This window comes from Novosphingobium sp. PhB55, assembly GCF_004368805.1.
Taxonomy (GTDB): domain Bacteria; phylum Pseudomonadota; class Alphaproteobacteria; order Sphingomonadales; family Sphingomonadaceae; genus Novosphingobium.
Genome location: NZ_SODQ01000003.1, coordinates 199,579 through 226,104 on the forward strand (window position 1 = coordinate 199,579; position 26,526 = coordinate 226,104).

Genomic DNA, 26,526 nt, shown 5'->3' on the forward strand with positions numbered 1-26,526 from the left:
GAAATCGTCCTTGGGCCGTCAGGTGTCCCTAAAGGCGGTTTTCCGGTGTCCGGTGCTTCTTGCGAAGGGCTCGCGCCAGGGTCGGTCAGAGATTTCGTTCTCTTTTTGTGCCTGTCAGTGGTATGTCGGTCGGTTCTTCGCTCCGACGAATCGCGGACAGGCAAAGGATGTTCGGGCCGGTCCGGGTGCAATGCTGAACGCGCTTTTTGGCGCTTCGATGACGTGGCTCGGAAAATGGGAAACCAAGGACCGGGCGGCCTAGCGCCAAGTGGCCGGATCAGGGTGGCCTGATCGGGGTGGGCCGCAGGTTGAACGGCCAGAGTTTGAACAGTTGAGCTAACGGGGGCGAAAATTGGATTTCAGAAACGGAAGCGACGCTGACGTGAACAGCTCCGACGCTATGCAGGCAGATATGAATCAGAATGATGGCCAGGTGGAAATGCCCGGTTTCGAGCTTTCGCCCCGGGCCCCGGCCCCCAAGGTGGAAGAAGTACAGGCCGCGCCGGTGAAGCTGGAACGGATCAAGTCCGAATTGGCCAAGCCCGTGAAAAAGCCGGCGAAAACGGAAAAGGAGGCGGGCGAGAGCCCGGCAATAGCGATGGACAAGACCGATACCGCTACGGCCGCTCTTGTGGCCGACGCCCTGCTGGCGGCCGCTGCCGCTGCTCCGGAAGCCCCGAAGGCGCGTCCCGATTCGAAGACGATCAATGCACGCCGCTTCACCGTCGTCACCGACGATTCGCGTGACGCGCTGCTGACCGATTTCGGCAAGGAAACGCTGGACGATCGCTACCTGCTGCCGGGCGAGAAGTACCAGGACCTCTTCGCCCGCGTGGCCGACGCCTATGCGGACGATCAGGACCACGCGCAGCGGCTCTATGACTACATCTCGAAGCTGTGGTTCATGCCCGCCACCCCCGTTCTCTCGAACGGCGGCACCGGTCGCGGCCTGCCCATCTCGTGCTACCTCAACTCGGTGGACGACAGCCTGGAAGGCATCGTTTCCACCTGGAACGAGAACGTCTGGCTCGCCTCGCGCGGTGGCGGCATCGGTACCTACTGGGGCAACGTGCGCGGCATCGGCGAGCCGGTGGGCCTGAACGGCAAGACCAGCGGCATCATCCCCTTCGTGCGCGTGATGGATTCGCTGACCCTGGCGATTTCGCAGGGTTCGCTGCGCCGCGGCTCGGCCGCCTGCTACCTCGACGTCTCGCACCCCGAGATCGAGGAGTTCCTGGAGATCCGCAAGACCTCCGGCGACTTCAACCGCAAGGCGCTGAACCTGCACCACGGCGTGCTGCTGACCGACGAGTTCATGGAAGCCGTGCGCGATGGCACCGACTTCGCGCTGCGCAGCCCCAAGGACGGTTCGGTGCGCAGCACCGTCCACGCCCGCTCGCTGTTCCAGAAGCTGGTCGAAGTGCGTCTCGCCACCGGTGAGCCCTACCTGGTGTTCTCCGACACCGTGAACCGCATGATGCCCAAGCATCACCGCGATCTGGGCCTCAAGGTCTCGACCTCGAACCTCTGCTCGGAAATCACGCTGCCCACCGGCCGCGACCACCTGGGCAACGACCGTACGGCCGTGTGCTGCCTCTCCTCGCTCAACCTGGAAACCTGGGAAGAGTGGAAGGGCGAGAAGAGCTTCGTGGAAGACGTTCTGCGCTTCCTCGACAACGTGCTGCAGGACTACATCGACCGCGCGCCGGACGAGATGGCCCGCGCGCGCTACTCCGCCGCGCGCGAGCGTTCGGTGGGCATGGGCGTCATGGGTTACCACTCGTACCTCCAGAAGCGCGGCATCGCCTTCGAAAGCGCGATGGCCAAGGCACTGAACATGCAGATGTTCCAGCACATCGCCGCCAAGGCGGACGAGGCCTCGCTGCTGCTCGCCAACGAGCGCGGCCCGTGCCCGGACGCGGCCGAAATGGGCGTGATGCAGCGCTTCAGCTGCAAGATGGCGATCGCGCCCACCGCGTCGATCTCGATCATCTGCGGCGGCACCTCGGCCTGCATCGAGCCGATCCCGGCCAACATCTACACGCACAAGACGCTCTCGGGCTCGTTCGTGGTGAAGAACCCGTACCTCCAGAAGCTGCTCGCTTCGAAGAGCAAGGATTCCAACAATGTGTGGAATTCGATCCTCGAACACGGCGGTTCGGTCCAGCACCTCGATTTCCTGACGCCGGACGAGAAGGGGGTCTACAAGACCAGCTTCGAGATCGACCAGCGCTGGCTGCTCGAATTCGCGGCCGACCGTACGCCCTATATCGACCAGGCCCAGTCGCTGAACCTGTTCATCCCGGCCGACGTCGACAAGTGGGACCTGATGATGCTGCACTTCCAGGCCTGGGAGAAGGGCATCAAGTCGCTCTATTACCTGCGCTCGAAGTCGTTGCAGCGCGCGGGCTTCGCCGGTGCTGGCGGCGGCGTCGAGGCGGACAATACGCCCGAGGCGCCCAAGTTCCAGATCGGCGAGACGACCGATTACGACGAATGCCTGGCTTGCCAGTAAGCGCAGGTCGGGCTCGATAACGGCCTGACGACGCGCACGAAATTCGAGACGCCCCGGGCAGCCAGGCTGCCTGGGGCGTCTTGCTGTTCGCGCGGCATTCATTTCCGCGCGATTCCGCGCTAAGGGCCGCGTCATGCAAGATGGCTGTGCCCAGATGAACGATTCCGCCGAGGCGGTCGGCCGCGCGCCCGTGTGCGTTGCGGCGCTCTACCAGTTTACCCGCTTCGCGGATCACGCGGCGCTGCGCGAACCGTTGCTGCGCCTTTGCGAGGAGCAGGGCATCAAGGGCACGCTGCTCCTGGCGGCGGAAGGCATCAACGGCACGATCGCCGGTCCTCACGACGGCATCGCGCGCGTGCTCGACCATGTCCGGGCGCTGCCGGGCTGCGAAGGCGTGGACGTGAAGCTCTCGGGCGCGCAGGACATGCCGTTTCACCGCATGAAAGTGCGCCTCAAGCGCGAGATCGTGACGATGGGGCAGCCCGACATCGATCCGCTGGCCATCGTCGGCACGTATGTCGAGCCGCAGGACTGGAACGCGCTGATCGCCGATCCGGACACGATCGTGATCGATACCCGCAACGACTATGAAGTCGCGGTGGGCACGTTCCAGGGTGCCATCGATCCCCAGACGGCGACCTTCCGCGATTTTCCCGAATGGTTCCGCGCCGAGCGCGAGAAGCTGATGGCGGCGACCGGCGCCGGGGGCAAACCGCCGAAAGTCGCGATGTTCTGCACCGGCGGCATCCGCTGCGAGAAGTCGACAGCCTTCCTCAAGCAGGAAGGGGTGGAGGACGTGTTCCACCTCAAGGGCGGTATCCTCAAGTATCTGGAGACCGTTCCCGAAGAGGAGAGCCTCTGGCAGGGCGAATGCTTCGTGTTCGATCAGCGCGTCACCATCGGCCACGGACTGGTCCAGGGCAGCCATGCGCTGTGCCATGCCTGCCGCCGCCCGGTGAACGCGGCGGACCAGGCCTCGCCGCTCTTCGAGGAAGGGGTCAGCTGCCTTGCCTGCCACCACGAGCGCAGCGACGAACAGCGCGCATCCTATCGCGAGCGCCACCGCCAGGAAGCGCTGGCGGCCGAGCGCGGGGAGCTTCACGTCGGCGCCATGCGCCAGGACCCGCACGCAGACGCGGCGAGGGCGGGAGAGAGCGAAACGGAGCGGGACGCTGGCTGATCCGATCCTCTATAGCTTCCGCCGCTGCCCTTACGCGATGAGGGCGCGCCTGGCGCTGCTGGTGAGCGGCACCGCCTGCGAACTGCGCGAAGTGAAGCTGTCGGCAAAGCCCGCCGAAATGCTGGAGACCTCCCCCAAGGGAACGGTGCCGGTGATGGTGCTGCCCGGCGGCACGGTGATCGACCAGAGCCTGGACATCATGCGCTGGGCGCTGTCCCGGCACGATCCCGAAGACTGGCTCACCCGAGACGATACCGCGCTGATCGCGGCCAATGACGGCGGCTTCAAGCACGACCTCGACCGTTACAAATACCCGCACCGCCACGACAGCGACGCGCTCGCACACCGCGAAAGCGGGATGGCGTTCCTGCGCCAACTCGACGCCCGGCTGGCAGGAAGCCGCCATCTCTGCGGCCCGGCGCGCGGGATCGCCGATGCCGCCATCATGCCCTTCGTCCGCCAGTTCGCCGCCGTCGAGCCGGAGTGGTTCGAAGCGCAGCCGCTGAAGCACCTTCAAGCCTGGTTGGCCGACCACCTGCACTCGCCCCTGTTCACGGCGGCGATGCTCCGCCTGTCACCGTGGCAAACAGGCGACGATCCCATACGCTTCGCCAGCGCGGGCTGAAATTTCGGAAATATCAGGAGAGTGGTGCCGCTTACAGGATTCGAACCTGTGACCCCATCATTACGAACACAAGCGATAGAATCCCAGAAATCCAAGGTTTCCGAGGCTCTTGATGCCGGAAATCGCCCAGTCTTTCCAGTCGACCAAGCTATACCCAGATTGTGCCGAAATCCGAACTGGGCGTCTTCCTATCGAAAGCACTTTGGTTCGGTGAAAGTTCGAATTTCGACCCAGTCAGAACCCGGCTTACGGGTGCGGTGAATGAATCACATAGAAGGGCGTGCAGATGCCTCTCAAATTGGAAAATTGTAGCGAGTTCATTCCCCATGGGACGTAACTGTAGCCTTGCCGTCATGCCAATGCAGTTCCATTTCACAGGCTAGATCATGTCGACCAAGTTCACGCACTCGACGATCTGCCCAAGATTCGATACGCTGCTGCAGCTGCTTAGAGAGCCAGGCGCCGGGGCGGTCCATGGCGGTTGCTGCACCGAGGATTGCAACGAGAGCAGCAAAGAACATCCCGTACCAGTTTAAACCAGAATTTTCGCGGTAAAGAAACGACCAGCAAGTAATGGCGAGAGGCACTATTGCTACGATCACGCTAACATTTCGTATGAAACTTTTCTGAAATCCGAAACGCTCAGTCGCCCGTTCGCCAATTGCTTCAGTTATTGAGTTATCTGCCTCTCGTGCACGAGTTTCCACTCTAGCATGCTCTGCGCTGATAGCCTGCAAAGAACGAGCTGCTTCTTCAGACTTACGTTTCTCCGCTTCGAGGATAGCTTCTGCGCGCTCCCTTTCTTGTGCGATCTGTTCCTCTGCAAGAGTTCTCGTATCTTCGGTTGCCTTTTCTGCTAACGCCAATTGCTCTTGATGTTTGCGGAGATCCTTCTCGCGTTGCGCCTTAGCTTTGTCGGCTACTTCTTTTCCGGCAGCTTGAATAGCAGCCTCAACAAGACCTTCGACATTATCGCCGGATACATAACCTTCATTATTGAGCGCAAAGTCCATAACAGCCCTAGCCGACCTAGGAACTTCTAGAAGAATTTCAAATTGGTCTAGTTGCTCCGGCTTTACTTCACGCAACAAATCCCGCGCTCGGTCCACCACTTTTCGATTGTAACGGAGTGCCTTTTCGCAAGTGACAAGGAGCTGACTATTAGGCAAGGATAGCCGCGCGCTCCTATCGATATTGCCTACTTCCAGCCACAATTTTGCAGACAACTCCCTCATTGTTATAATTGGCGGAATATGCCGCTTATTATAATAATATGTTTCACACAAATGCCTTCTTATGGCGCCCGCAAAAGTATCATTAGTGGTTACGCAAACGAATTTGCTGGTAAATAAGTCAGAAGATTTAGCTCCAGCTCTCCTTCTTATTGTGAATACAGCAGTATCACTGTCTGCGTAGCGCGCATTTTCATTGTCTGCGTCATGCCAGTTAACTATAGATTCCAGCGCCTTGGACTTTTCGTCGTTGAAAAAACGATGGCTGCTTGGCATAAAGTCCAAGGTATCCGGTAGGATTTCTACTCCCGCCTTCCTGACCGCCATGTCGAATGCCTGCAACATATTTTGTAGCGCAGTCTCATGCACGAGGCCTTTCCGCAAGGCGTCAGCAGTAGGTCCATATCGTTCAGGTGCAGGGGCCCTCAGGACTGATGCCAAAACGTCTCGCGCTTCATCCACGCAATGATGGAACGTGGTTACAGAAGCGCCGAGCGCCCGCATACGGTCGAACAATTCCTTTGAAGCACCGCTTCGAAGCGCCCCAGAGCACCCCAAGTGATCTAGCAATATAGGGCCGTCAACAACAATCGTTACTTCGAATTTCCTACAAGAATTAGTGGGATTCTGGAGCTCTTCTGCTACTCTAAAAAGATATCCTACAGCAGAAAGGCTAGAAATAGCTTCCTTCTGAGGCAATTTATTTGTGTTCACATGCTCAATGTATCTTGCTGCTAGAAATGTTTCATCTGCGCCAGCATTATCTTTATTTGAGGCTGAGACATTCGCGTCAACGGCGTACCGGAGCAAGATCGCTCCTGCTTCACTGGGTTCAGGCGGCAGTACACTTAGGGGCGATATTTCGCGAGCATACTTTAAAAAGCCTTCGCCCACATCTTTCAGCGTGGCTTCTGTGTCAAAACTCTCATCGGTAAAGTCCGGAGTTGGTAAGTTAACGAAGAATGGTCCGCGCGCGGGAAACTTTGTGCGAGATTCAAGCCAGCCTAACTGCCGCATTTTAGGGACAAAAAAGTCAAGTGTTGAAGCACTTATAGTCCAACCAAAGTGCTTTTCGGTCAGCTGAGCAAGCTTTGTTGAATCAAACAACGATCCGTGCATTTCGCTAAGTGGTGCGGCGATCAGCACTAGAAGCGCATCTGAGGGATCAGCACTATTCTTCACTCGTGCGCCAGCGAGGAGGCAAATTCTTGCTTCCTGGATGGCCGCAGTCCGATTCTCGCTCAACTGTAATTCCCCAAAGTAGCCGTCGAAGGATTCTCATGCTCCCGTCTTTTGCACTACCTCCCGAATTCGCCACATAAAAGGATGATGGATCATCGCATCCACAACTTCGTCTCTTGCGGATTAGCGGGAGTTAAAAACTTGTAATGCCGACGGATACCGTTCATCGGTTTTCATTCCACAGGCTGCCTATCAAACGCTTTGAGCAGACGGATAGCTGAGAAGCGGGTGCCTCGCGGCGGGCAGCCCCGTCTGGTTCACATAAACCGCGTTATCAGCCGTCGAGGGTTGGCAGGGAAAGATTCGGCTGGACGTTGGGATGCAGTGCATATTAACGCTCTACCCATAACCTATCGAAATTTGCTTATTTTTGTGCGGCATCGTCAATTTTCTATATCGTTTATCAAAAGCTTATTTTGGTAAGGCTGCTTGATGTTTCGGTTGATTGGATTCCTTGCCTTTTTGTGGATCGCCATAAGGACGTTCGAGGTGTTTGGCGGCGCTGGTGTCGTGATCATTCTTGCCATCGTTATCGCATTCGCCTGGCAAATGAGGCGACCTGAACCAAAGAAGCAGAAATCCCAATCTACAAAAACAAAGCAACGCATTCCACCTGTTGCTTTATCGGCTGCTCGCTCTCGCACGCCGCGTCAAACTTCCTCGCCGCCAACCGACAGCACTAAAGACCGTGGAACGCGAAACTCGATTGACGCTGCGCTCGGCGGCTTGCCCGCTAGGCTTCTGAATCGATCTGGGTCGGTGTTCTACACTGGACCAGAGGCATTCACGGGAACGCGGCCAGTATATCTCCTAGGCCTCAATCCAGGGGGCAATCCCGATAGACAGGCCTCGGAGACAATTGGCATGAGCATCGCCAATTATCGTTGTCTTGAACGCAAGTGGTCCGCTTATGCCGATGACAGTTGGGAAGGCGCGGCACCGGGGACATGGGGGCTCCAGCCTCGCGTCCTTCACATGCTGCGCGAGCTTAACCTAGATCCTCGCCTTACGCCGGCTAGCAACGTCGTCTTCGTTCGATCCGCGACTGAAGCCATGCTTCAGGCTGAGAAAAGCGAATTGCTCGATATGTGCTGGCCCGTCCATCAAGCCGTAATCGACGAACTGAGCGTCAAAACAATCATATGTTTCGGTGGGACGGCCGGAAAGTGGGTGCGAGAAAAGGTCGGAGCGAACCAGTTACTCGACAGCTTCCGGGAGACGAATGCTCGGCGCTGGAAGAGTGAAGCTCATGGGGCGGCGAATGGCCGGACGGTAGTGACTGTCACGCATCCCGGACGTGCCGACTGGCGAAACCCTGCCGCTGATCCGACGCCGCTTGTCTCGCGGGTATTGAATAGTTGGGACTTCAATGGCTAGCCGTGAATAGCAGCCTTCTGGCGGTTTCGTTGTAAACGGCGGCCGCTTGTTTGGAAATCTATCACCGGGAGCAGAAAGAAGGCACTGGGATGCCTGCCATCGTAGGCGTAATTCAGCGGTTCGTAGAAGAAGACAAGGAGGAGCGGGAACGGGCGCGACAAGAACGGTCGACGCCTATTATTAACCGATTGAGATGTCGGATTCTGGCGGCCTTGTAACGCTCACGTTCTCTATTGCCATTTTAATGAATTCGCGCGAGATTAGCGTAGTCCTGCGTTTCTTGGAGGAGCGTGATGATGGATCCTTTGCGCCTGGATTTCGATGACGTTCTAGAGCGTCTTTATCTAAAATTTGCAGTGACCCAGCGAGATTGCGAGCTAGCTGGAAATTACCTTCGCTGCTTCCTTCACGCCAAGATTTCGTCGCCCAAGATGCTCATTATTTTGCCCCAAATTGCGGATTGGGCTTGGCATGAACTGATACTCGATACGCGCTTATATCGAGAGATATGCGCTGGCGTTTTCGGCGGCTTTCTTCATCATGTGATAAAAGATATCCACGTCGGATCGCACGTGCGCGCGGAAGACATGTGTGAGGAGGATGCCTTAACCCTCAGACGCAATTTCAAACTGTCCCTGGCATTTATGCGTCAAAAATATGCGCTGACCGAAATTTCGACCGAATGGACAGAATCTGGCTGGGACTCTCCACGTTATCGGTTCAGAAATGCGTCATATGCTGAGCTTCTATGGAACGATTTAGGTGAAGTTGACAAAGCGATCCCACCCCGTTTTTCGTGGCTTCCGGCACGCATCGCGTTGCGATTTGGAGTCACGGAAATGCGCGCGCGGAATGCTGTAGCGGAATATGCCAACGCCTTTGGTTGTGGCAAGCTGGACAAAGCGTATCTTCTGCCTCCTGCAGTTGAGTTAGTTTGGCAGGAGCACATCCTGTGGACCAGAAGATACGCTGAAGATTGTAATAATGCTTTCGGGTATTTCGCTGATCATCTACCTCGCGATGTCCTTGGGACAACTCTGGAGCGCGAATCGGGTCGTTTTGCCCGCGAACCCAACGTCGCACTCGAAGGGGCTTAAAAGTGACCATAGAGCCCAAAGATATGCTGCAGGGTATTGCTGCTATCATCGCAATTTTTAGCCTAATTGTGGCCACGAAAGCCCTATTGCTGAATTTGGAAAGAAGTAGACGCGAGCTTGCAGTACGACTTATATATGATTGGGCCAATCATTTGGATTGGGAAACTAGTCGAGCAATAAGAATGGCCGCAGAGCTACCGTCTTACGTCATTACGGCAATCCAATGCCGCGAATCCGTGCTGGTTCCGGTTAAGTATTACGAAACAATGACGAGCTTGCTCCGAACTGAATTTACAAATGATGTTTTTTCTAAGCCACCTGAAGACGGAAGCTTTCGTATCACCATTGAGCACAGCGCTTTTATTCGTCATCTATGGGTTAAATGGCTTAATCGGTTAGAAGGAACACTCGCGGCTTGGCATCGAGGCGCGGCGGATATTTCATTGATGCGAGTAGAATTTGAACCGTTGATCGTAGGAAGCGAGGCGGTACTGAAAAAACTTCAATCTCTTTGGGACGGCATGCCCGTTACAAGGGAATTTTGCAGACTTTACGATGAGCATAAATCTATTCAGGTATCCGAACCGCTCGGTCTTTTTTCATGGATAAGTCGAGAGGCGTTTACTCCAGCCACGCAATCCAGATGATGAATTTTCGATCGCGTTTTTGTTTGGGCTGCACAGATTTTGCTAACCGTTGTCCGGCAGCCTGCCAATGTCTTCCGCAGCGAATGCCCGCTCTGGAATCCTACGATCAAGATAAAAGGGGGCCGAACTGGGCGCAAAGCGGTTACTCTTGATTTCGGCCCAAGCTGATTCAAATAAGGGGCGTTATCGGCGCGAAAATGCTCAATGCCGGGTAACGTCCGGCAACACCTTGTCGGATTCCGCCTGGATAACCCGAGGCCATAAGGCGGTCTTCGTGAACAGCTTCTCTGTCGGATAGAGTTTGCCGTGACGGGTTTCGTCCAGCAGACCGAGCCAGCACAGAGGCCGAAGGATGTGGATGTAGGCCATTGCATAAGCCCGATGGTCTTCCGGTCCAGCCCCGAACAGCACCTCTGCGAAGCGCTCGTAGGTTAGGCCGGTATGAGCCTCGACGTTGATGATGTTGAGGAACAGCAGCCAATCTCCGGCGAGCTCGTCGCCGTACCGCGTATATCGCGAATGATCGAGGACGAAGAGGACGTGATGGGCCAGGGTGATCCAGAGGTTGCCGGGATGCTGTAGAAGATCCTTCCCTGTCTTCGTGATGTGCAGGAAGCCTTTGCGATGCCCAGCCAACTTGGCGCTCGCCAGCAGGTCATGCAGCACCACCAGCGGCGGGAAGTCATCTTCGTTCAGCACCTCGTTGACCGCGTACAGGTCTTCGGCGGTGTAATGCGGCCAGTTGAACGTTTCGGCTGCCCACGTCACAAAATACCGCTTCAACGCCTTGCTCTGCGTCAGACCAATAGGGCCGTTTTTCACAAGATAGCCGAGGGTCAGCAAGGCACCGTGCAACAACGGTGATTGGGCAAGGGCGGGGTCTTCGTTAGCTGGGGCGACGAATTCGATCATTGGGGAGATGATTGCAACCGGCGACTGCAGTGCGCAAGCACTACGCGCCATTCGCCAAGGGAGTGGGACGGTGTGTTCCCGCAACGTTTCTACGAACGTGGGCAAGTAGGCCTACTAGCTTCATCCGATCACGTCGTAAGGCTTCCACCTTTGCAGTTGCCTCGACCTCTTCCAATGCCAAAGTGACCTTTTCAGCCTGCCGAGCACGAATTGTCAGACTCCGAATCAGAATTGTCGGGCGACCGCCGCGTTCCAGCAGAACTTTGATGACGCCATGGCACAGCGAGGCGCGGAACGCTTCGTGTGAGGAGCGGTAATGAGTTAGCGCGTCAACGACTTTCGCCCCGTGTTCGCCAAACCGTCCATCGGTAGCAAGGACGGCCAACAGATCTTCAAATCTTTGCCCGGTCAAATGGCGAAGCTTCACGTGAAGCGTTGGGAATGCTGTATCGATGGCGAGCAAAGTTTCAGTGACGGCCTGCTCGACGCAGGAGATATGGTGCATGCACTCGCCCCGCCAAGCATTCACCTTAGCGTATAGGGTATCCCAAGTTTGTTCTGGGCTGCCGCGCTCTGCCGTATCGTCGATCATAGTGAGGGGGATAACCGTCCGATCCTAACATTCCATTTCATGCGCCATAGATGTTTGGAAAACCGCGTTAATGCTTGTAGACCGCCGCTAAGGCGGAAATCGTCCAAACTACTGATGCCGTAGAGCGCGCCGCTGTCCGGCGGCGCTACGGGTCAGTCAACTTGGCAACTGGCGCTGTAGCCTTGGGGAAATCGCAAAAACAATAAGGAAGCCCCGGACCTGCACATGCAAATCCGGGGCGGTGAGAGTTAGTTGCAGGTGGCGTTCCAGGCGGGCTTCTTCTGCTTGAGAAGGGCGGTCTTCAGACTTTGCGCAGTCCAGCCGGCCTTGTGGTCGGAGCCAGTCACGATCACATCCACCTCAAGGGTTTCGCGGTGCTCGAAAATCTTCTGCCCGGCGTAATGTTTGCGTCCACTGTCGCCGGGGCGGATGAAATCGAATAGCCGCTTCATAAGGCCTCCATTGGCGTATTCTCGCGCGCAACCGATATAGAGTACCTCGTTACGATGCCGAAGGCGGAACACTCCGACCGATCCTTTCAGTTCATCGTGGCGCGTGGAGAGGCCGCCTTTGACTGGCTTCCATTCCCGAGCCCAATCCGCAAGGGTGATTCCCCCAATAAGTTGCTGTGTCATATGAAGCCCTTCAGTGCAGGGGGGGGGCCTCCCCCGCCGGAGAGGGCGCACAGTTTCAGGTGAGTTGCATTTTGGCGGCACCGGCCTCGACCGCAGACATTAACGTGTCATTGGCGAGGTGGGCGTATCGCATGGTGCTCTGATGATCGGCATGACCAAGGATTTTGCCGACCGCGTAAAGATCCACGCCGCTGTTCACGAGAAAGCTCGCGGCGGAGTGGCGCAGGTCATGGAGGCGTAAGGCTGGAAGGCTTGCTTTGTCGCGGGCTGTATCCCATGGCCGCTTAAGGTCCGTGTAGGGCTTGCGAGTTTCAGGGTTGGGGATCAACCACAGACACTTGTCCCATCGACGCAGGCCTTGGATAACGGTAACGGCATCGGATGACAGCGGGACGTATCGGGGGACGCCGGTTTTAGTCTCCGGAATGTGCCACGCCCGCCGTTCCAGATTGATGTCCGACCATTTCGCCCTAAGCAGTTCCATCTTCCGCGCCCCGGTCAGGAGCAGAAGCCTAACGATCGAACCAAGCTGCTTGCACAGCGAGGAATCACATGCAGCCAGAAGCCGCTTTGCCTCTTCGGTGGTCAGGAACTTCTCGCGCTTGTTGTTGAACTTCGGGCGTTTGACCGATCGGACGGGGTTGGGGGAGGCACCCGGCATGTTCCATTCGGCGGCCAATTCGAATGATCTATTCATAGTCACACGAATTTTCTCGACAGTTGCCGGAGCCAGCACCTTGCGCTTTTCAGCCAGCCATGTGGCGATAGCTTGAGGCTTAATCTCATCCAGCCGCATGGTTCCCCACTTCGGCACGAGATGGCAGCGGATTATCCGCTCTGTGTTGTGAGGCGTCTTCTGGTACGTCTCATTGTGCGAGATGTGCTGTCGGGCAAGTTCGGCAAAGGTAGGAATCGCCTTCTTGGCCGCTTTCTGGGCCGCAGGGTCGCCGCCGAGTACGACCTCGGAGCGCCACCGTTGAGCAACGCGTCGGGCCTGGTCGTAGGTGATATCACCATATACGCCGATCTTTCGCTGGCACTGTTTTCCATATTCGTTGCTGTAACGCAGAGTGAATGACTTTCCCCCGCCCGAGCGACATTCCAAAGTGAAGCCAGTAATGGAAGTGTCATAGTAATCCGTACGTTTTTTGCCCGGCTCGCACCGGGCCGTGAGGCAGAACGAGGCATCGAGTTTGACTCTCGGCATTGTGGATATCCTTTTGGGTATGATGTTGATGGAGCGGCGCGGAACGGCCGGGCGCGATGAGTTTGATTTGAATGGCCAAGCTTTCTTGGGATTGCTCGCGGGCGAAGCGCACAGCGCGTCGGCCCCGGCCGTGTGGGTCGGGTTCAGGGCTGCGCCCAGGTGGTTGCTGCGTTCGTGGGAATGCCCAGGACGGGCGAAGCTAAGTCATGAGCGCGGGCGTGGTTGACCAGAGTCGACGGCGTCCGGGCGGAGGGGGAGGGGAAGGCCTGTGGCGCACACATCCCCGCTCATTTAGCTAAAGTTCGGCTTTCGAGGCTTGTGGCCGTCAGCCGCCATAGAATCACATTCTTCTTCATCCGGGCCTTCCTCGTCGTCGATGAGGTGCTGTTCCGGTTTGCGGTTGAACCAATACTTGTCGCGGCCGCGAATGCGTTTGGGGGCACCGAGATGCTCCCGCAGCAGGGCAGCACCTTCCTTCACCTGTTGGCTCGTTGGGCGATCGATCCCGGCTTCAATCAAGATTTCCGTTGCCGTCAGGGCTTCATTTCGGGATGCCTCGGGGGCATCGAAGTCGATAAATGCCTGCAGCACATCAAGAACAGGACTGAAGGCACGATGCCGAGCATTCAGCTTTGCAAGTTGCCGTTACTCATCCTCCGTCAACCACCATTCAGTTCAACGGCCAATTGAGCAAAGACCTGCTGCATGTCGATGTCGTGATCATGCTTGACGTCCACTAAAGGAAGCGTCCAGAATCTGGCGTTACCTGTGCTGTCGATTAAAAAGTCATATGAATTAACCGTAGCGAAGAAAACCGTGCGCCTGCGGTATTCAGTCGCTTCCTTGGCGTACGGCCTCCTAACCTTATCGATGTCTTGCGTCAGAAAGCCCTTTAGCCTGGCGACGTCGCGCTTAAATGACGATTCAAGCTCACCAATCTCAACAATCCAGTGAGAAATGGCGATGAGGACGCTATCCTTGTTGTTGCTGTCAAGATGGTGATCGAGCCTGACAACCTCGGCGCCGAGGGCTTGATCTGGCACCAAATTTCGGCCCCAGCTCGTTTTTCCGAGGCCTTGCGGACCCTGCAGCGTGAGAACACCGCGACACCGAAAACCGTACGGTTTCAGTGCGGCCGCGACAGCGCTGAGCAGCCACTTTTTGACAAGCAGATCACGGAAGTCTGTGGGGAATTCCTTTCCGTCACCGACGTCGAGCAAATTTGGGGCAGGCGATTGGTGCCGTCCCACTCCCTGCTCTGTATCTAAGTGGCAACGGGGTTGTAGGGGTTACGGTCTGCTATCAAGTCCAGGAAAGGTTGAGTGAGGCCAATGGCCAATCCATGTCGGATAGCGAGACTTTGGACTTTTGTGGTCGCCGTATTTGCGCTGTTTTCAATGCTACCCTCGCGGTCCGGGATTAGCACCTCTACTTTCTTCGTTGTGACGTTGAATCGCACTACGATTCCGAAAGACTCGAGAAGGTGCTGAAAGTTCTCGATTGTAGCAGGTAATACCCCATAAGCCCCGGCGGGCTGATCGGGAAAACCCTTACAATCTATCGACTTAACTTTCCTCTTCTTTAAAGAGGCGCCTTTAGGGCAAATATTCTTGCCAGATTTATTATTATTCATTTCGGATTTCGTGTATTGTTGAACTTCTCATAGTTCGCCGTTGTATTATGGCGGTAACAGACACTGTCCTGTGAAGGAAGTTGGAGAATTTCAATAGATTGTCAACGCCAAGATCGGTTTAAGGCTGCGGGCTGACTCGGTTGGATCCGATGCCGTGGGCGACGATTCATCGAAGAGGCCAGACAGGCCGGTCGGGGCGGCCGCCTTTCTGGCTTCGTGCTGTGCCGTGGTCTCGTATTCGCCCTTGTCGGTCATTTTCGGTAGTGAAAGCGCCAGAGCATCGAACGTGGTCGGCGTGACCACGGTGCCGACGTACCGTTTGCACAGATCGGTTTTGGCATTCTCGGCATCGATCAGGCTCGTGATGTCAGCCGTCTCTTGCTTCAACTCCTCAAAAGTAGGCTGGGCGACGGCTGGAGCGGCGAGCGCCACGGCGGCGCATGCAGTCATGTACTTCATACTCGTTCCTTCGACATGGCGATGCGACCGCGCCGATGGAATTATCGGAACGTCGATCGATTGCCAGTAAAAATGAGATTCATAGTCCGTGGTCGGATCGTCTTCATTCCGGCTGATGCTGGTGAATGGACGTCCGGCAAAGATTAGCGACCAACATGAAACGGTTGCGCAAAGAGCGCGGCTGGTCGCAGGAGGCGTTGGCTGATGAGGCAGAGCTTGATCGGACCTACATTAGCGGCATTGAGCGTCAGGTGAAAAACCCAACCATCACCGTCGTCGAGCGCGTGGCAAAAGCGATGGGATGCGCGTTAGGCGATCTGCTCGATTGAGCATGTCAGCGACTTGGAGCGCGGCACGAGGGACCCGTCTGTTCGGGCTCTCGGTCGTTTGGCGGACGCACTTGGCGTCGCACCGCACGAGTAGTTGCTCTCCATATAAGATACCCCGTTTTGCGTGGACGGCAGGGAATCTTCGAGTTGCTAATCGTTAGTCTCGACGACGGACGCCCGCACCACTCCGGAAATAAAAAATTATCAACGGGCTTGAATCCTGAAAGGCATTTTTTTCTGGCTCGCAAAATGCAATTTCGGGTAGGGATCTTTCCATTGTGACCAAAGACTTCGTAACAAAAGGCTTAGCCCCGATGAAGCAGTTGCCAACTCAGTTAGGTGACCCAGAGGCGGTGAAAGCAGTTTTGAAGCACGCCGCGTTCACGATCGCGCTCGAGAGCGGTGACGAAGTACAGGCGATGGCAATGTATTTGCCGGCAATGGACGGAAAGAGCAGTTACGATCAGTTCTTTGAATTAATAAAGAACGGAATTCTTGAAAATTTCGTATTCTCATGCACTGAAATACAGAAGAAAACCGGATCAAATAGAAAAATAGATGCCGAGGAGTTGCTTCAAAAAGCTCTACGAAAACTAAGTAGGCACACTGCAAAGGGAGAGCTTGGTGAGCTGATATTGTTCACACTCCTCGACGTATATCTTGGAGCGCCAAAGCTATTGAGCAAAGTCTCCATGAAGACAAACCCAAGAATGCCTGTTTATGGAGCAGATGCAGTTCATGGCCAATTCCATGATGGGGCATTCCGCTTGTATCTTGGAGAGTCCAAGCTCCAAAAAGATTTCAAGGCCGCCGCAAAGAAGGCGGCCACATCAATTAGCTCCGCAAAAGCGAAATACGATGACGAATTCGACCTTCTGGACAGCTACATTGATTTTCCCAACATAGATGACGAAACTGAATCTGAGATTTTATCTATCTTAAATCCGTTTTCGGAATCTCATCAGGCAGATATCGTTCATTCTCCATGCTTCATTGGATTTACCAATCCTATATTGATTGCGACAGATGGGGGTTTTGATAAATTTCTCAACGCTTATAATTTAATTGCAAAAGAGCACTTCAAAGAGTTTTACGATCAAATTCGCGAATATGGCCTCCCGGCCAATGAGTCTGTACTGCTCATACTTCCTTTCACCTGCGTCGATAATCTGGTCGATGAGTTTGTAGAATACATGGGCATCGAAAATTGACCGAATTATTCAAAAAGCTAGCAAAAAATATTTTTGAGGCGGATGCTTATCTCGCTGCATCTGATATTTTGTTTGGCGCATATGCTGCGAAACTGATTGGCGAAAAGAGGCAACTTAATCGGCAAAACGTTAAAAAGCTGATTTTAACTGCACAGATTTTCTATCGATCTAATGTCGATGAGCTTAGGCGTGAGGGCGCAGTCCTGCTGTCGATGCTGCTTGGGGTGTGCGCGGATGATTTCCCGGAAATTATCGCTATCGCGAGCAAAGTCTTCATAGAATCCGGTGACTTTCCGAACCGCCAGTTGCTTTCCGACCGGCACCCTGGTTCGAGCTTTCGGCACAGCATTCACTCTTTCGCAGAACTAGAATTTCGAGAAGAAATGAATTCAGTGGAGGGGCTGGGCTTCCTTCTTACCGATTATCAACGTAAACTTTGGGAAGACCTGATTAGCGATGATGATGTAATCACGTCAGCACCAACATCGGCTGGCAAAACCTTCATCATCCTTCACTATCTGGTGGATAGAATCGCCAAAAGCGATGGAGCTTTTGCGGCTATTGTTGTGCCTACGAGAGCGCTGATATCGGAAGTTGCCGGGAAGATATATGAGCTAATAGAAAGTCGCGGACTTTCTGATAAAATCGAAATTTGCACTGTCCCTAGAGATGGCGAATTCAATCAAAAAACTTTATTTGTAATGACTCAAGAACGCCTACATGATGTTCTATTGGCGGGAGACATTACCTTCAACTATTTTTTCCTGGACGAAGCACATAACATCTCAGACAAAACGCGCGGCGTTTTGCTCCACATGACTATAGATAAGCTCTTAGACGGGAGTACACCTCAAGTTATCATAAGCATGCCATCTGAAAAATATCAGGACACATTTTCAACAATTTTTGATAACGTTGATTTTGTAAAGGCAATTACCAAAACCTCTCCTGTCGCCAAACTTCTCATATCGGTTGAGCCGAAAGGCCGAAACCTAGTACTTTCGCGACATGATTCGACCCGCAAGCATTTTCTTCCAAAAAATTTCACTGGGGCGAGCCTAGCGGACATCGCCTTCAGGTTGGGAAGAGGTGAGTCCAATATAATTTACCAAAATGGGCCATATAATTGTGAAAGAATGGCGGACTCCATTTGTGATCTAATCTCAGATGAGATTGATGATGATCGCTTAAATGAGGCTGCAGACTACATCGAGAAGTTCATTCATGATGATTACTCTCTCGCCAATAATCTCCGCCATGGCGTGGCGTTCCATTATGGCCCGCTTCCAAGCTCAGTTCGCGTAATGATCGAAAATTTAGTCAAAGAGGATTCGATCCGTTTCATCGCTTGCACGAGCACACTTGCCGAAGGGGTAAACCTTCCTGCAAAAAACCTTTTCCTCAAAAATCCCATCCAAACACATCGCGGCCGTCCATCCACTCGGATTGAGGACGTGAAAATGCGGAATATAACTGGACGGGCAGGCAGGATGCTCGAGCACTTCACAGGGAATATATTTATCATCGAACCGAGTAAATGGACGTTCGATGATTATTTTGAGGAGGATTTCGAGGAAGCGGAGAAAATACCTTCTTATTATCGCGCAATAAATGAAGAACTCCCGAAAATATTATCGGCGCTCGAAGGGAATTATCAATTTGATGAGGAAGATCAATATCGTTTTTATACGATAGCAAACAAGCTTATTAAAGAATACGATAATGGCCGCTTGGAAGACACCTTGGGTGCTCCCGAGCTAACGCTTGGTGAACAAGATTTGTTGACTCTAAATAAATCTATCAAGACGGCCAACGAGAAGCTGAAAGTCGCGCCATTTACGTTGGAGGCGAGTCCGACGATTGGGTACATTCAGCAGAATTTTATGTATGAGTTCCTGAATTCTGTCGAAATTTATGATGGTTGGATTTTACCGCATCCGAAATCGCCGAAACTGTATGAGATCTTGCTGCAGATCTGCAGGCAATTGCAGCTGTCTGGTGTATACGTACCCAGTGAAGATTATACCTTGGATTACATTTGCATGATATCCTGCCAATGGATTCAGGGTAAAGGCTTAAAGGAAATAATATCCGGTCAAGTTGAATGGGATAAGCAGGCAGCTGAGAGAAACGGAAAAGCGCCGCCTTCCGTAAACACATCGGTTAGGAATGTGATTAAGGTAATCAATAGCGATATCGGATTTCGTCTGTCTGGCGCGCTTCGATGCTACGATATTTTGCTTAAGAATGCTTTGGTGGACAAGGGCATCGACCGGGCGAGCGTGAAATTGCATTCCTATCTCGAAATAGGTGCCTGCGATGAGCGGATGATTAGCCTTATCAACATTGGGCTCTCTAGGGAGTCGGCCCGTGAGATTCATGGTGCACTCAATGAGGGCGTCGAAATTGGATCTTCACGGGATGTCATGCGGCTACTGAATTCAGGCGCGCTGGATGATATCCACCCTGTTACGAAGAAGGAACTTTTGAGACTATTGAGCCGCTCTTAGGCATGGATCTGGTATATTCTCGGAATGCTGAATGAAGTATTTCCAGTGACGATTCTTCTTCAATATACTTTTGGCGAGTTAATATCTCGCTTGTATAATTGAAAAAAGCATTTGAGAAATCTAATCTCATTAGATCGCCTAAATCACTCATGCCTTTAACCTTCAGAGCTTTGCACCCCTCATTGTCAGCGAAATAACTGATCAATTCAATTGCACTATTCCTTGATACGGCGGCATTCTCTTGATCAGAGAACTCGAGGTTCAGCGCGAGCTGGATATCATGCTCCATTAGCGGAGATCGGCCGATATCTTTAATTATCTGAGGCGCTTCGTCGTGAAGCTCAGCGAACGCTGATCGACCGATCCTCAAGTGCAATTCCCCCGCTCTAGGCACCGCATGAAGCGCGGACCCATCCTTTTCTTTAGGCAAAAACTCTAGTTCGACAGAATTTGAACGGCTGCTGTTAAACTGCTCCAGCATTACCCCGGCAACACCTCGCAAACTCCCGCTCGGGCCTGATGTAAAGCCAAGTAAAAGTTTTGTATCTGGAACGACTAGAAAAAAATAAGGATCGCCTATGATGCCTTGATTGAGGTTGAAGCCTGAAATTTTTCCATCACTCGTAGCCTTGGTTTGCCAAGTGTTTCGCTCTTTTACGACAGTCACAGCGTATACCGCCTGCTCAAAGATTGCGTCTTCGTTCGAAGCTTTTATCAGATGCTTCTTTGATCTCAGGTTGAAAACTCGCGCGCCCTTCGCGCTCTCCCTTGTTGCTTTAAAGCTAGAGATGAAACCTCGGAAAAAATCATCAGCGGCTTCGATCGAGAAGAAACTGACAGTGACCTTTTTCTTCACGCGATTCATGCTTGATCCTACCGGGTTTTGGCAACTGTTTCAGTAGTCCGAACCACTCTCGGCGTCAAAGGTGGCAAGCATTTCGCTACGATTCGAAGATTAGGCTAGAAAGTCGTAGGTCCACGCTCATCGGACTCGGCGCCTCTCAGATGCTCTTTCTCGGCATAGATGTCCCAACCCTCGCACCGCTTGTTCCGGCGGTTTGGCTTGGGCTCAGGAAGCAATCTGCTGTCAGCCTCAATCAGCACCGCGCTTACGGGCGAGCACCAAACACGCCCCAGCCTTGACCCAAGCGCTCCCCAAGCTGGAAAGCTCCTCCCGTGGGAAACCGCCGATGTCTGGGTGGAAGTGCCTTAAGGTAGGTGGTGCCGCTTACAGGATTCGAACCTGTGACCCCATCATTACGAATGATGTGCTCTACCAACTGAGCTAAAGCGGCTTGCCTTGGCCGGTTCGGGTTGAAAGCCGTACCGGGGCAGGGGGCGCCTTTACCGAGCGGCGCAAGATCGCGCAAGGGGCTTTGCGGCCAAAGGCGATGAACTTTTTCGAATTCTTTCCGGTCACAGGCCGTAGCGCAGCTTGATGGCTCGATATCGCTCCAGCAGCATGACGGCGCGGGCTGCGGGATCGGCTTTTGCCGTGGATTTCGGCAGGTGGTTCGCAAGCTCCGCAGCCTTTACCAGATGCGTGCGGAAGGTGGCGGGCTGCTGGCTCATCAGGTTGCGGTAAGTGAGGTTGCCGTCCGAAAACCCCTGGGTGTCGAGCCAGTTATGGAGGCCGGGGTCCCGATGCGCGAGAATCAGGCGGACGACGCCGTCTTCGTCGACTTTCGTGCGCGCCGGGGTGTAGCTGACCGGGCGGTGGAGGAAGTCCATGGAGCCCATCAGCGCGCCGCCCATGCCGAACAGCCAGAAGCCGTGATGCCAGTCCATCTCGACGATCAGCGCCTCATCGGGTTCGAGGTGCCAGACCATGTGCGCGGCCATGCGTCCGCGCTTGGCGTCGTTGGCGTCATTGGCGGCCTTGTCTGCGGGGAACGTGTTGAGGCTGGCCGGGTCGCAGACTCCGCGTGAGGTGAGCCAGGCGTGTTCGGGCCAGTCGCGCATCAGGCCGGTGACGAACTGGCCCGCCCAGTCCATCGCCTCGGTCATCTGCGGGGGAGTGGGCAGGGGGCGGGGGGAGTCCATGCCGATCCGTTCGATGGATAGCGTGGTCGGCGTTTCGCCCCAGGCGTCGAAGGCTTCGCGGATGAACAGCTTGCGCGTGCCGGGCGTGGTGGGAAGCCAGTTCTTTTCCAGAGCCGGGCCGCCGATGGTCACGTCGAAGCGGCCATCGGCCTCGGTTTCGATCTGATGGCCGAACAGGTTCGCCTCGGGAATGTCGCCGAAAGGTTCGTGCAGGCTGGGCCAATCGGTGCCGGGGACTTTGTCCGGGCGCGGGCCTTGCACCGTGACGTTGAGCCAGCGGGCGCTGCCGCGTTTGCCGCTGAGGCGGTAGACGTGGTCGCCGGAGATCCACGCCTGGCGGTAGGTGAAGTCCGCCAGGTCGCCGCCCAGCTTCATCGTTGGCGTGGTGAACGGGTGGATCTGCGGGAAGGCCGGATCGCGCGTTTCCAGCGCAAGGTCGAAGGCCTGGCCGAGGTTCTGGGTGAGGAAGCGGAAGGCATCGGCGCGTTGGAGCGGGTTTGCCGGGTTGGCGTCCTTGAACGCGGATAGGCCCGCCTGTTTCAGCTGCTCGCAGAAGGTTTCCCACGCGGTCTTGAGGGCTGCGTCGTCGGTTCCGTCGCCATAGGCCATCGTGTCAGGCTCCCAGCTTGGTGAGGAGGTCGGAAAGGGTGTTTGCCGCGCGGGTGCAGGCCTTGGCGGGGCCTTCCGCCTCGATACGTGGGCCGAGCAGTTCGAGGTCGAACAGGCCGGTGTAGCCAAGGTCCAGCACGTCGCGCAGGATCGCTTCCAGTGGCACCGCGCCGTCTCCGGGCACGGCGCGGCAGGGGGTGGTGCGGTCGCCGGGGACATGGTCGCTGACTTGCAGGAGGCCGGTGAGGGGCAGGGCTTCGGCCAGCTTCTCATGCAAGTCCGCCTCGTACCAGCAGGCGTGGAGGTCGACGCAGAGGCCTATCTCGGCGAGCCGAGCGAGGCGCAGGGCATCGGGCAGGGTGTGGGCGATGTGGATGTCGACCGTCAGTGGCGAGGCGTTCTCGACCAGCAGTGCCACGCCCTGCTTTGCGGCGTGTGCACGGCAGGGGGCGAGCAGGTCCGCGAAGCGCTCGGCGGCCTGTTCCCAGAGCAGCGTGCCGCGTCCGCCGGTGATGAGATAGATCGACGGCGCGCCGAGTTCAGCGGCCATGTCGATCACTTTCATCAACCCATCAGCAGCGCTTTCGGTGTGGCTTTCAAGGTCTGGCTGGAGCGCGAAGGGGTGGTTGATGCAGCCGATTTGGATCGCGCCATGCTGCACCGTCTCGCGCGCAGCACGAAGCTCGCTTGCCTGTAACAGTCGCGGCGAAACGAGCGTGACATGCTGCACCCCGATCTCACAGCAGAAGTCGAGGAATGGGCCGGTCTCCCGGTCCATCATCGCCACCTGATGCAGGCTGACGCGGGGGTGCATCAGCGCTGCTCGATCTCGACGCCGAAGCGGGCGCGGAAGGGGGCGAACTCTGCGTTCAGCGCGTCGATATCGTAGCCGGCATCGACCAGGACTTGCGTCGAGTAGTGGAACTTGCCGTGGCGATCGCCCTTGTTCTCGGCGAGGTAGCGCCGCATCGCGCTTTCGGCTTCGGGCGTGAAGGGGCGGCTGGCGAAGGCGTAGTAATCGCGGATGGTCCCGATCGGATCCGCGACGAAATCGCGGTAGCGCACATGGTGGATGCGCGGGTCGTTCGCCAGCGGATGGACCATCGTATTGCCGATCGACCAGCGTACGCGTTCCAGATGCGCGCGGGCTTCCTTCACCAGATCGATCTTGCCAACGATCCCATCCATGATGTCCGCCATCATCATCGTCGAACTGGCGGCGACCATCACCGGATCGCGGTGGAGCCAGACCAGCGAGGCATCGGGGTAGGTGTCGAAGAAGGCGTCCAGCCGCGTGGTGTGGAAGCCCTTCAGCACCCAGTGGCGCGGCGGGCGCCGGTATTGCAGCGCTTGCAGCATGGCCTTGTGGATGCGGTATTGCGCGGGCGGATCGGTGGGCAGGCCGAAGGAGAGGTTCTGCATCGGCACGCGCCACCATGCGGTGGGCGTCATCACCCGGAAGTCGAAGGCCCAGGTGCGCTCGTCTTCGGGCAGACCATCGCCCAGCATGTCGTTGTAGGGGTGGCAGTGCAGCCAGCGCGGCATTTTGGCGTTGATCTCGCGCCATTCGGCATCGGCCTGCGGGCTGCGGGGATCGGTGCCCTCGACGGTACCCGGCGGAGGCGAGGGGTGCATGACCTCCCAGAACCGCAGCGCCTGCGCGCCGGGATCGACCGCCAGCAGAGCGTGCATCAAGGTCGTGCCGGAGCGGGGTTCGCCGCTGACGAACATGGGGCGGTCGATCACTTCCTCCGCCAGAGGGAAGCGCTTGCGGTCTTCGAAGAAGCGCAAACGGTCTGTCAGCAGCCAGAGCACGTTCTCCGCTGCTGCGGCGCGCCCTGCCGCGTCCATGGCGATGCCGTTGATGTGGTCCACGGCGAGGGCGAAGCGTTCGGGAAAGCCGTCATCGGCCCAGTCCGAAAGGCCGGTGCGCTGCTGCGCTTCCTGCAGCAATAGCTGCGCGTTGAGGTCGCTCATGTCAGCCCTCCACCAGCCGCGCGATTTCGTCTTCGGTCTCGCGGACTTTGGCGGCGCTACTGGCGGAGAACTTCATGCCGCCCATCGCGCCATATTCCATCAGCTTGTAGACACGCATCCCGGCATCCGCGAAGCCCTTGATCTTCCGTGCCACTTCCTTGGGCGTGCCGGTGGGCAGCACGTCGCGGATCGCCTGCGGGTTCATCTCGTCACAGAATTTCAGCATCTTCTCACGGCTGAGGCGCACGGGATCGAAGTCCATGATGCCGCGCCAGTCCGCGCCCATCGGGTGTTCGTAGCCGAATTGCGCAAGATCTTTGGCGGTCATCATCAGGATGATCGACTTCACCATCGGGGCGCGCAGCATTTCGTCGATTTCGTCAGGCTCGCCGATCAGGCACATCTGGGTGATCGCAGGGGTGAAGTGGCTCATGTCGCGCCCCGCCGCGTCGCCCGCGTCGAGGATGACCTTCAGCTTCGCCGCATAGTCTTCCGGCGTCCACGATCCCGCCGGCCACCAGCCATCCGCCTCGCGTCCGGTGATCGAGAGCATGCGCGGACCCGCTGCGCCCAGCCAGATCGGCGGGGCTTTGCCGTCATAGAACTCCGTATCCATCCGCGCGTGGTGGAGGTGGAAGAAATGCCCGTCGAAATCGATCGGGCCGTCCGCATGCCACAGCAGCTTGATGACCTTGATCGCCTCTTCCAGCCGCCCCACCGGTTTGTCGAAATCGAAGCCGTAAGGGACGGTGTTTTCCAGTTCGCCCGAACCGAGGCCGAGGATGAAGCGGCCCTTGGACAAGTGGCTGATCGTCAGCGCCGTCTGTGCCAGCAGCGAAGGATGGCGGCGCACGGTATCGACCACGGTGGTCGCCAGCGGCGTGTTCTTCGTCAGCACGGCGGTAGCGGCGGCGACGGCGAGACCATCGAGATGACGGTGCGGGCTGGGCGATGCCTTGGCGAGATCGGTGAACTCCGGCGTCCAGATCGAATCGGGCCAGAAGCTGACCATGTGATCGGGCAGCCAGATCGAATGATAGCGGCCCGAATCGTAGTCCTGCGCCATGTCGATGCCCAGCGGCAGGGTGGTTCGCAGGAAGGCTGCGGGCTGCACTTTCATGATGTGATCCTCTCAGGCCGCGTTCGCCAATCGTTGGGGTGATGGTTCGGCGCCGCTCGTTGTCTCCATGGCCGCTTGTGGGTTAGCCCTCGGCTCAGGCCCATTCCCATTTGGGGATCACGGACATGCTGCAAGGAGAGGACGCGGCCCTGCTGGTGCCGCTGATCGAGGGACTGGTGGAAGACCCGCCCTGGCGGCGCTTCCTCGATGCCTTGCGGGCGCGCGTTGCAGCGGACTATGCCAGCCTCGTGTTCCGGCCTCTGCCGATGGGTACGCCCGAGGCGCGGGTGATCCACCTCTACTCCGGCCAGCCCTCTCCCCCGCCGATCTCGCGGCTCTATCGGGAGAGCCTCTATCTGCGCGACCCGATGCCTTATCACGCCATGCAGGAGGGGCGGACTCATGCGCTGCACGAATTGCTGCGTTTCGGAGACCCCAAGCACGACGCCTATCTTGACCAGCTGCTCGCACCTTCGGGCATGAACCATATGCGGATGATCCGCTTTGCCGAGGCGGGCGGCGTGAACGGCTGGATCACGATTACCCGGCGCGACGGGGAGTTCGCGGAGGGCGTCGACGGCCTGCTCGAAGACCTCGCCCCGCATCTGCGCGCCGCGCTTGGCAGCTTCGTGGCGCTGGAGCGTGAGCGCATGGGTGCCGAGATCGAGCGGGAGGCGGTGCGGCGGATGAACTTCGGCTGGGTGACGCTCGACGGGGAGGGGCGGGTGCTGGATGCCGATCCGCTGGGCGCGCGGATGCTGGCGGGCTCGAACGGCCTGACGCAGACGCGCGATGGGCGGCTCAGCGCGCATGATGCGAGGCTGCGGCGGCAACTCTCCGAAGCGGTCGGCGAACTGGCGCGTGACCCGGACGCCCGGCCGCGTGCGCTGGTGCTCTGCCGGGAGCCTTGGCTCGACCTGCTGCTCGTGCCCTCCGGCCGGCGCATGGGCACGACGCGGGCGGCGCCGGCAGTGCTTTGCTACCTGCACGCCGATCACTGGTCTTCGGCCGACCGTTGCGGGCAACTGGCACAATTGTTCGACCTCACCGCCAGCGAGGCGCGGCTGGCCCTGGCTTTGAGCCGGGGGCTGTCGATCGCCGAGGCCGGGCCGGAAGTGGGGCTTACGGTGGAGTCGGCGCGGACCTACTCTAAGCGTATCTACGCGAAAACCGGAGCCCGGGGGCAGGCGGATCTGGTGCGGTTCATCCATCGCAGCGTGCTGGCGATTGCTTGAAGGAAGCAGAGGGAAGCCTTGGGGCAGGGTCCCCTGCTTCTTTCCTGTCCCTTCTCAGCTTGGATACATTCACCAGACCTCGCAGCAGCGATTTGAACACTTGTTCAGCATTTTTCGTTGACTTCGCCCGGAGCCCTTG

At 56.7% G+C, this 26,526-nt stretch carries 24 protein-coding genes and 1 tRNA gene; 11 read left to right on the forward strand and 14 right to left on the reverse strand.

Translation table 11 applies throughout. The annotated features are described in order from the left end of the window. The first annotated feature begins 598 nt into the window (after positions 1 to 598). From EDF57_RS08410 to EDF57_RS08420, 3 genes are all read left to right on the forward strand, one after another. Complete coding sequence (locus EDF57_RS08410; RefSeq protein ID WP_243654389.1) at positions 599 to 2,515, forward strand: ribonucleoside-diphosphate reductase subunit alpha; 1,917 nt, start codon at positions 599 to 601, stop codon at positions 2,513 to 2,515. A 154-nt stretch (positions 2,516 to 2,669) separates the two neighbouring features. Beyond that, positions 2,670 to 3,695, forward strand: coding sequence for a rhodanese-related sulfurtransferase (locus EDF57_RS08415; RefSeq protein ID WP_134093877.1), 1,026 nt, complete (start codon positions 2,670 to 2,672; stop codon positions 3,693 to 3,695). Further along, positions 3,688 to 4,320, forward strand: a complete 633-nt coding sequence (locus EDF57_RS08420; RefSeq protein WP_134094156.1) for a glutathione S-transferase — start codon at positions 3,688 to 3,690, stop codon at positions 4,318 to 4,320. Before EDF57_RS08415 ends, EDF57_RS08420 begins: the two co-directional genes overlap by 8 nt. 317 nt (positions 4,321 to 4,637) lie before the next feature. Here EDF57_RS08420 and EDF57_RS08425 read toward each other — a convergent pair whose 3' ends face one another. Next, positions 4,638 to 6,734, reverse strand: coding sequence for a hypothetical protein (locus EDF57_RS08425; RefSeq protein ID WP_166675208.1), 2,097 nt, complete (start codon positions 6,732 to 6,734; stop codon positions 4,638 to 4,640). 924 nt (positions 6,735 to 7,658) lie between these two features. On the opposite strand from EDF57_RS08425, the gene EDF57_RS25415 reads away from it, so the two are divergent. The 3 genes from EDF57_RS25415 to EDF57_RS08440 all read left to right on the forward strand — a co-directional run bounded on the left by EDF57_RS25415 (position 7,659) and on the right by EDF57_RS08440 (position 9,915). Further along, entirely contained in the window at positions 7,659 to 8,171 is a 513-nt protein-coding gene (locus EDF57_RS25415; RefSeq protein WP_166675209.1) for a hypothetical protein, read from the forward strand. A 296-nt stretch (positions 8,172 to 8,467) separates the two neighbouring features. Then, on the forward strand, positions 8,468 to 9,268 hold the full coding sequence (locus EDF57_RS08435; RefSeq protein ID WP_134093880.1) for a hypothetical protein: 801 nt from the start codon (positions 8,468 to 8,470) through the stop codon (positions 9,266 to 9,268). Between the two features lie 2 nt (positions 9,269 to 9,270). Continuing rightward, entirely contained in the window at positions 9,271 to 9,915 is a 645-nt protein-coding gene (locus EDF57_RS08440) for a hypothetical protein (RefSeq protein ID WP_134093881.1), read from the forward strand. Between the two features lie 201 nt (positions 9,916 to 10,116). Here EDF57_RS08440 and EDF57_RS08445 read toward each other — a convergent pair whose 3' ends face one another. The 7 genes from EDF57_RS08445 to EDF57_RS08475 form a co-directional block, all read right to left on the reverse strand. Beyond that, the gene (locus EDF57_RS08445; RefSeq protein WP_134093882.1) at positions 10,117 to 10,827 is read right to left on the reverse strand and encodes a hypothetical protein; all 711 of its coding nucleotides are present in this window, start codon (positions 10,825 to 10,827) and stop codon (positions 10,117 to 10,119) included. Positions 10,828 to 10,867: 40 nt separating this feature from the next. Further along, on the reverse strand, positions 10,868 to 11,419 hold the full coding sequence (locus EDF57_RS08450) for a hypothetical protein (RefSeq protein WP_134093883.1): 552 nt from the start codon (positions 11,417 to 11,419) through the stop codon (positions 10,868 to 10,870). Positions 11,420 to 11,667: 248 nt separating this feature from the next. After that, entirely contained in the window at positions 11,668 to 12,054 is a 387-nt protein-coding gene (locus tag EDF57_RS08455; RefSeq protein WP_134093884.1) for a hypothetical protein, read from the reverse strand. A 55-nt stretch (positions 12,055 to 12,109) separates the two neighbouring features. Continuing rightward, positions 12,110 to 13,261, reverse strand: a complete 1,152-nt coding sequence (locus EDF57_RS08460) for a site-specific integrase (RefSeq protein WP_134093885.1) — start codon at positions 13,259 to 13,261, stop codon at positions 12,110 to 12,112. 291 nt (positions 13,262 to 13,552) lie between these two features. Further along, on the reverse strand, positions 13,553 to 13,852 hold the full coding sequence (locus EDF57_RS08465; protein ID WP_134093886.1) for a hypothetical protein: 300 nt from the start codon (positions 13,850 to 13,852) through the stop codon (positions 13,553 to 13,555). Between the two features lie 68 nt (positions 13,853 to 13,920). Beyond that, positions 13,921 to 14,481, reverse strand: coding sequence for a VapE domain-containing protein (locus EDF57_RS08470; protein ID WP_166675210.1), 561 nt, complete (start codon positions 14,479 to 14,481; stop codon positions 13,921 to 13,923). A gap of 503 nt (positions 14,482 to 14,984) precedes the next feature. After that, positions 14,985 to 15,353, reverse strand: coding sequence for a hypothetical protein (locus tag EDF57_RS08475; protein ID WP_134093888.1), 369 nt, complete (start codon positions 15,351 to 15,353; stop codon positions 14,985 to 14,987). A gap of 125 nt (positions 15,354 to 15,478) precedes the next feature. On the opposite strand from EDF57_RS08475, the gene EDF57_RS26195 reads away from it, so the two are divergent. The 4 genes from EDF57_RS26195 to EDF57_RS08495 all read left to right on the forward strand — a co-directional run bounded on the left by EDF57_RS26195 (position 15,479) and on the right by EDF57_RS08495 (position 19,403). Then, positions 15,479 to 15,682, forward strand: coding sequence for a helix-turn-helix transcriptional regulator (locus EDF57_RS26195; RefSeq protein ID WP_134093889.1), 204 nt, complete (start codon positions 15,479 to 15,481; stop codon positions 15,680 to 15,682). After that, positions 15,678 to 15,776 carry a helix-turn-helix transcriptional regulator gene (locus EDF57_RS26200; RefSeq protein WP_279587440.1) on the forward strand — a complete coding sequence of 33 codons (99 nt, stop codon included), beginning with the start codon at positions 15,678 to 15,680 and terminating at the stop codon, positions 15,774 to 15,776. The genes EDF57_RS26195 and EDF57_RS26200 overlap by 5 nt, the downstream gene beginning before the upstream one ends. A gap of 184 nt (positions 15,777 to 15,960) precedes the next feature. Further along, the gene (locus EDF57_RS08490) at positions 15,961 to 16,893 is read left to right on the forward strand and encodes a DUF1837 domain-containing protein (RefSeq protein ID WP_208324824.1); all 933 of its coding nucleotides are present in this window, start codon (positions 15,961 to 15,963) and stop codon (positions 16,891 to 16,893) included. Beyond that, on the forward strand, positions 16,890 to 19,403 hold the full coding sequence (locus EDF57_RS08495) for a DEAD/DEAH box helicase (RefSeq protein WP_134093890.1): 2,514 nt from the start codon (positions 16,890 to 16,892) through the stop codon (positions 19,401 to 19,403). The genes EDF57_RS08490 and EDF57_RS08495 overlap by 4 nt, the downstream gene beginning before the upstream one ends. Here EDF57_RS08495 and EDF57_RS08500 read toward each other — a convergent pair. The 6 genes from EDF57_RS08500 to EDF57_RS08525 form a co-directional block, all read right to left on the reverse strand. Next, positions 19,363 to 20,268: a hypothetical protein gene (locus tag EDF57_RS08500; protein WP_134093891.1), complete on the reverse strand. Its 906-nt coding sequence runs from the start codon at positions 20,266 to 20,268 to the stop codon at positions 19,363 to 19,365. The two genes, EDF57_RS08495 and EDF57_RS08500, sit on opposite strands and share 41 nt — an antisense overlap. A gap of 354 nt (positions 20,269 to 20,622) precedes the next feature. After that, a tRNA-Thr gene (locus tag EDF57_RS08505) sits at positions 20,623 to 20,698 on the reverse strand. Between the two features lie 121 nt (positions 20,699 to 20,819). Then, positions 20,820 to 22,055 (reverse strand): DUF1214 domain-containing protein, encoded by a 1,236-nt coding sequence (locus EDF57_RS08510; RefSeq protein ID WP_134093892.1) that lies wholly within the window; start codon positions 22,053 to 22,055, stop codon positions 20,820 to 20,822. Positions 22,056 to 22,059: 4 nt separating this feature from the next. Beyond that, positions 22,060 to 22,869, reverse strand: a complete 810-nt coding sequence (locus EDF57_RS08515) for a sugar phosphate isomerase/epimerase (protein WP_134093893.1) — start codon at positions 22,867 to 22,869, stop codon at positions 22,060 to 22,062. Further along, positions 22,869 to 24,032, reverse strand: a complete 1,164-nt coding sequence (locus tag EDF57_RS08520; RefSeq protein ID WP_134093894.1) for a sulfotransferase — start codon at positions 24,030 to 24,032, stop codon at positions 22,869 to 22,871. Before EDF57_RS08520 ends, EDF57_RS08515 begins: the two co-directional genes overlap by 1 nt. A gap of 1 nt (position 24,033) precedes the next feature. Continuing rightward, the gene (locus EDF57_RS08525) at positions 24,034 to 25,152 is read right to left on the reverse strand and encodes an LLM class flavin-dependent oxidoreductase (protein ID WP_134093895.1); all 1,119 of its coding nucleotides are present in this window, start codon (positions 25,150 to 25,152) and stop codon (positions 24,034 to 24,036) included. 125 nt (positions 25,153 to 25,277) lie between these two features. Here EDF57_RS08525 and EDF57_RS08530 point away from each other — a divergent pair, with 125 nt between their 5' ends. After that, a complete protein-coding gene (locus tag EDF57_RS08530) occupies positions 25,278 to 26,387 on the forward strand; it encodes a helix-turn-helix transcriptional regulator (protein ID WP_134093896.1) in 1,110 nt (369 codons plus the stop codon). Positions 26,388 to 26,526: the final 139 nt, after the last annotated feature.

Bases quoted from the DNA above. Each gene is read 5' to 3' on its own strand.
- EDF57_RS08475 (WP_134093888.1), bottom strand. From the start codon at position 15,353: ATGAAGTACATGACTGCATGCGCCGCCGTGGCGCTCGCCGCTCCAGCC.
- EDF57_RS08525 (WP_134093895.1), bottom strand. From the start codon at position 25,152: ATGAAAGTGCAGCCCGCAGCCTTCCTGCGAACCACCCTGCCGCTGGGC.
- EDF57_RS08435 (WP_134093880.1), top strand. From the start codon at position 8,468: ATGGATCCTTTGCGCCTGGATTTCGATGACGTTCTAGAGCGTCTTTAT.
- EDF57_RS08455 (WP_134093884.1), bottom strand. From the start codon at position 12,054: ATGACACAGCAACTTATTGGGGGAATCACCCTTGCGGATTGGGCTCGG.
- EDF57_RS08500 (WP_134093891.1), bottom strand. From the start codon at position 20,268: ATGAATCGCGTGAAGAAAAAGGTCACTGTCAGTTTCTTCTCGATCGAA.
- EDF57_RS08450 (WP_134093883.1), bottom strand. From the start codon at position 11,419: ATGATCGACGATACGGCAGAGCGCGGCAGCCCAGAACAAACTTGGGAT.
- EDF57_RS25415 (WP_166675209.1), top strand. From the start codon at position 7,659: ATGAGCATCGCCAATTATCGTTGTCTTGAACGCAAGTGGTCCGCTTAT.
- EDF57_RS08410 (WP_243654389.1), top strand. From the start codon at position 599: ATGGACAAGACCGATACCGCTACGGCCGCTCTTGTGGCCGACGCCCTG.
- EDF57_RS08530 (WP_134093896.1), top strand. From the start codon at position 25,278: ATGCTGCAAGGAGAGGACGCGGCCCTGCTGGTGCCGCTGATCGAGGGA.
- EDF57_RS08415 (WP_134093877.1), top strand. From the start codon at position 2,670: ATGAACGATTCCGCCGAGGCGGTCGGCCGCGCGCCCGTGTGCGTTGCG.
- EDF57_RS08510 (WP_134093892.1), bottom strand. From the start codon at position 22,055: ATGGCCTATGGCGACGGAACCGACGACGCAGCCCTCAAGACCGCGTGG.
- EDF57_RS08520 (WP_134093894.1), bottom strand. From the start codon at position 24,032: ATGAGCGACCTCAACGCGCAGCTATTGCTGCAGGAAGCGCAGCAGCGC.
- EDF57_RS08460 (WP_134093885.1), bottom strand. From the start codon at position 13,261: ATGCCGAGAGTCAAACTCGATGCCTCGTTCTGCCTCACGGCCCGGTGC.
- EDF57_RS26195 (WP_134093889.1), top strand. From the start codon at position 15,479: ATGGACGTCCGGCAAAGATTAGCGACCAACATGAAACGGTTGCGCAAA.
- EDF57_RS08445 (WP_134093882.1), bottom strand. From the start codon at position 10,827: ATGATCGAATTCGTCGCCCCAGCTAACGAAGACCCCGCCCTTGCCCAA.
- EDF57_RS08515 (WP_134093893.1), bottom strand. From the start codon at position 22,869: ATGCACCCCCGCGTCAGCCTGCATCAGGTGGCGATGATGGACCGGGAG.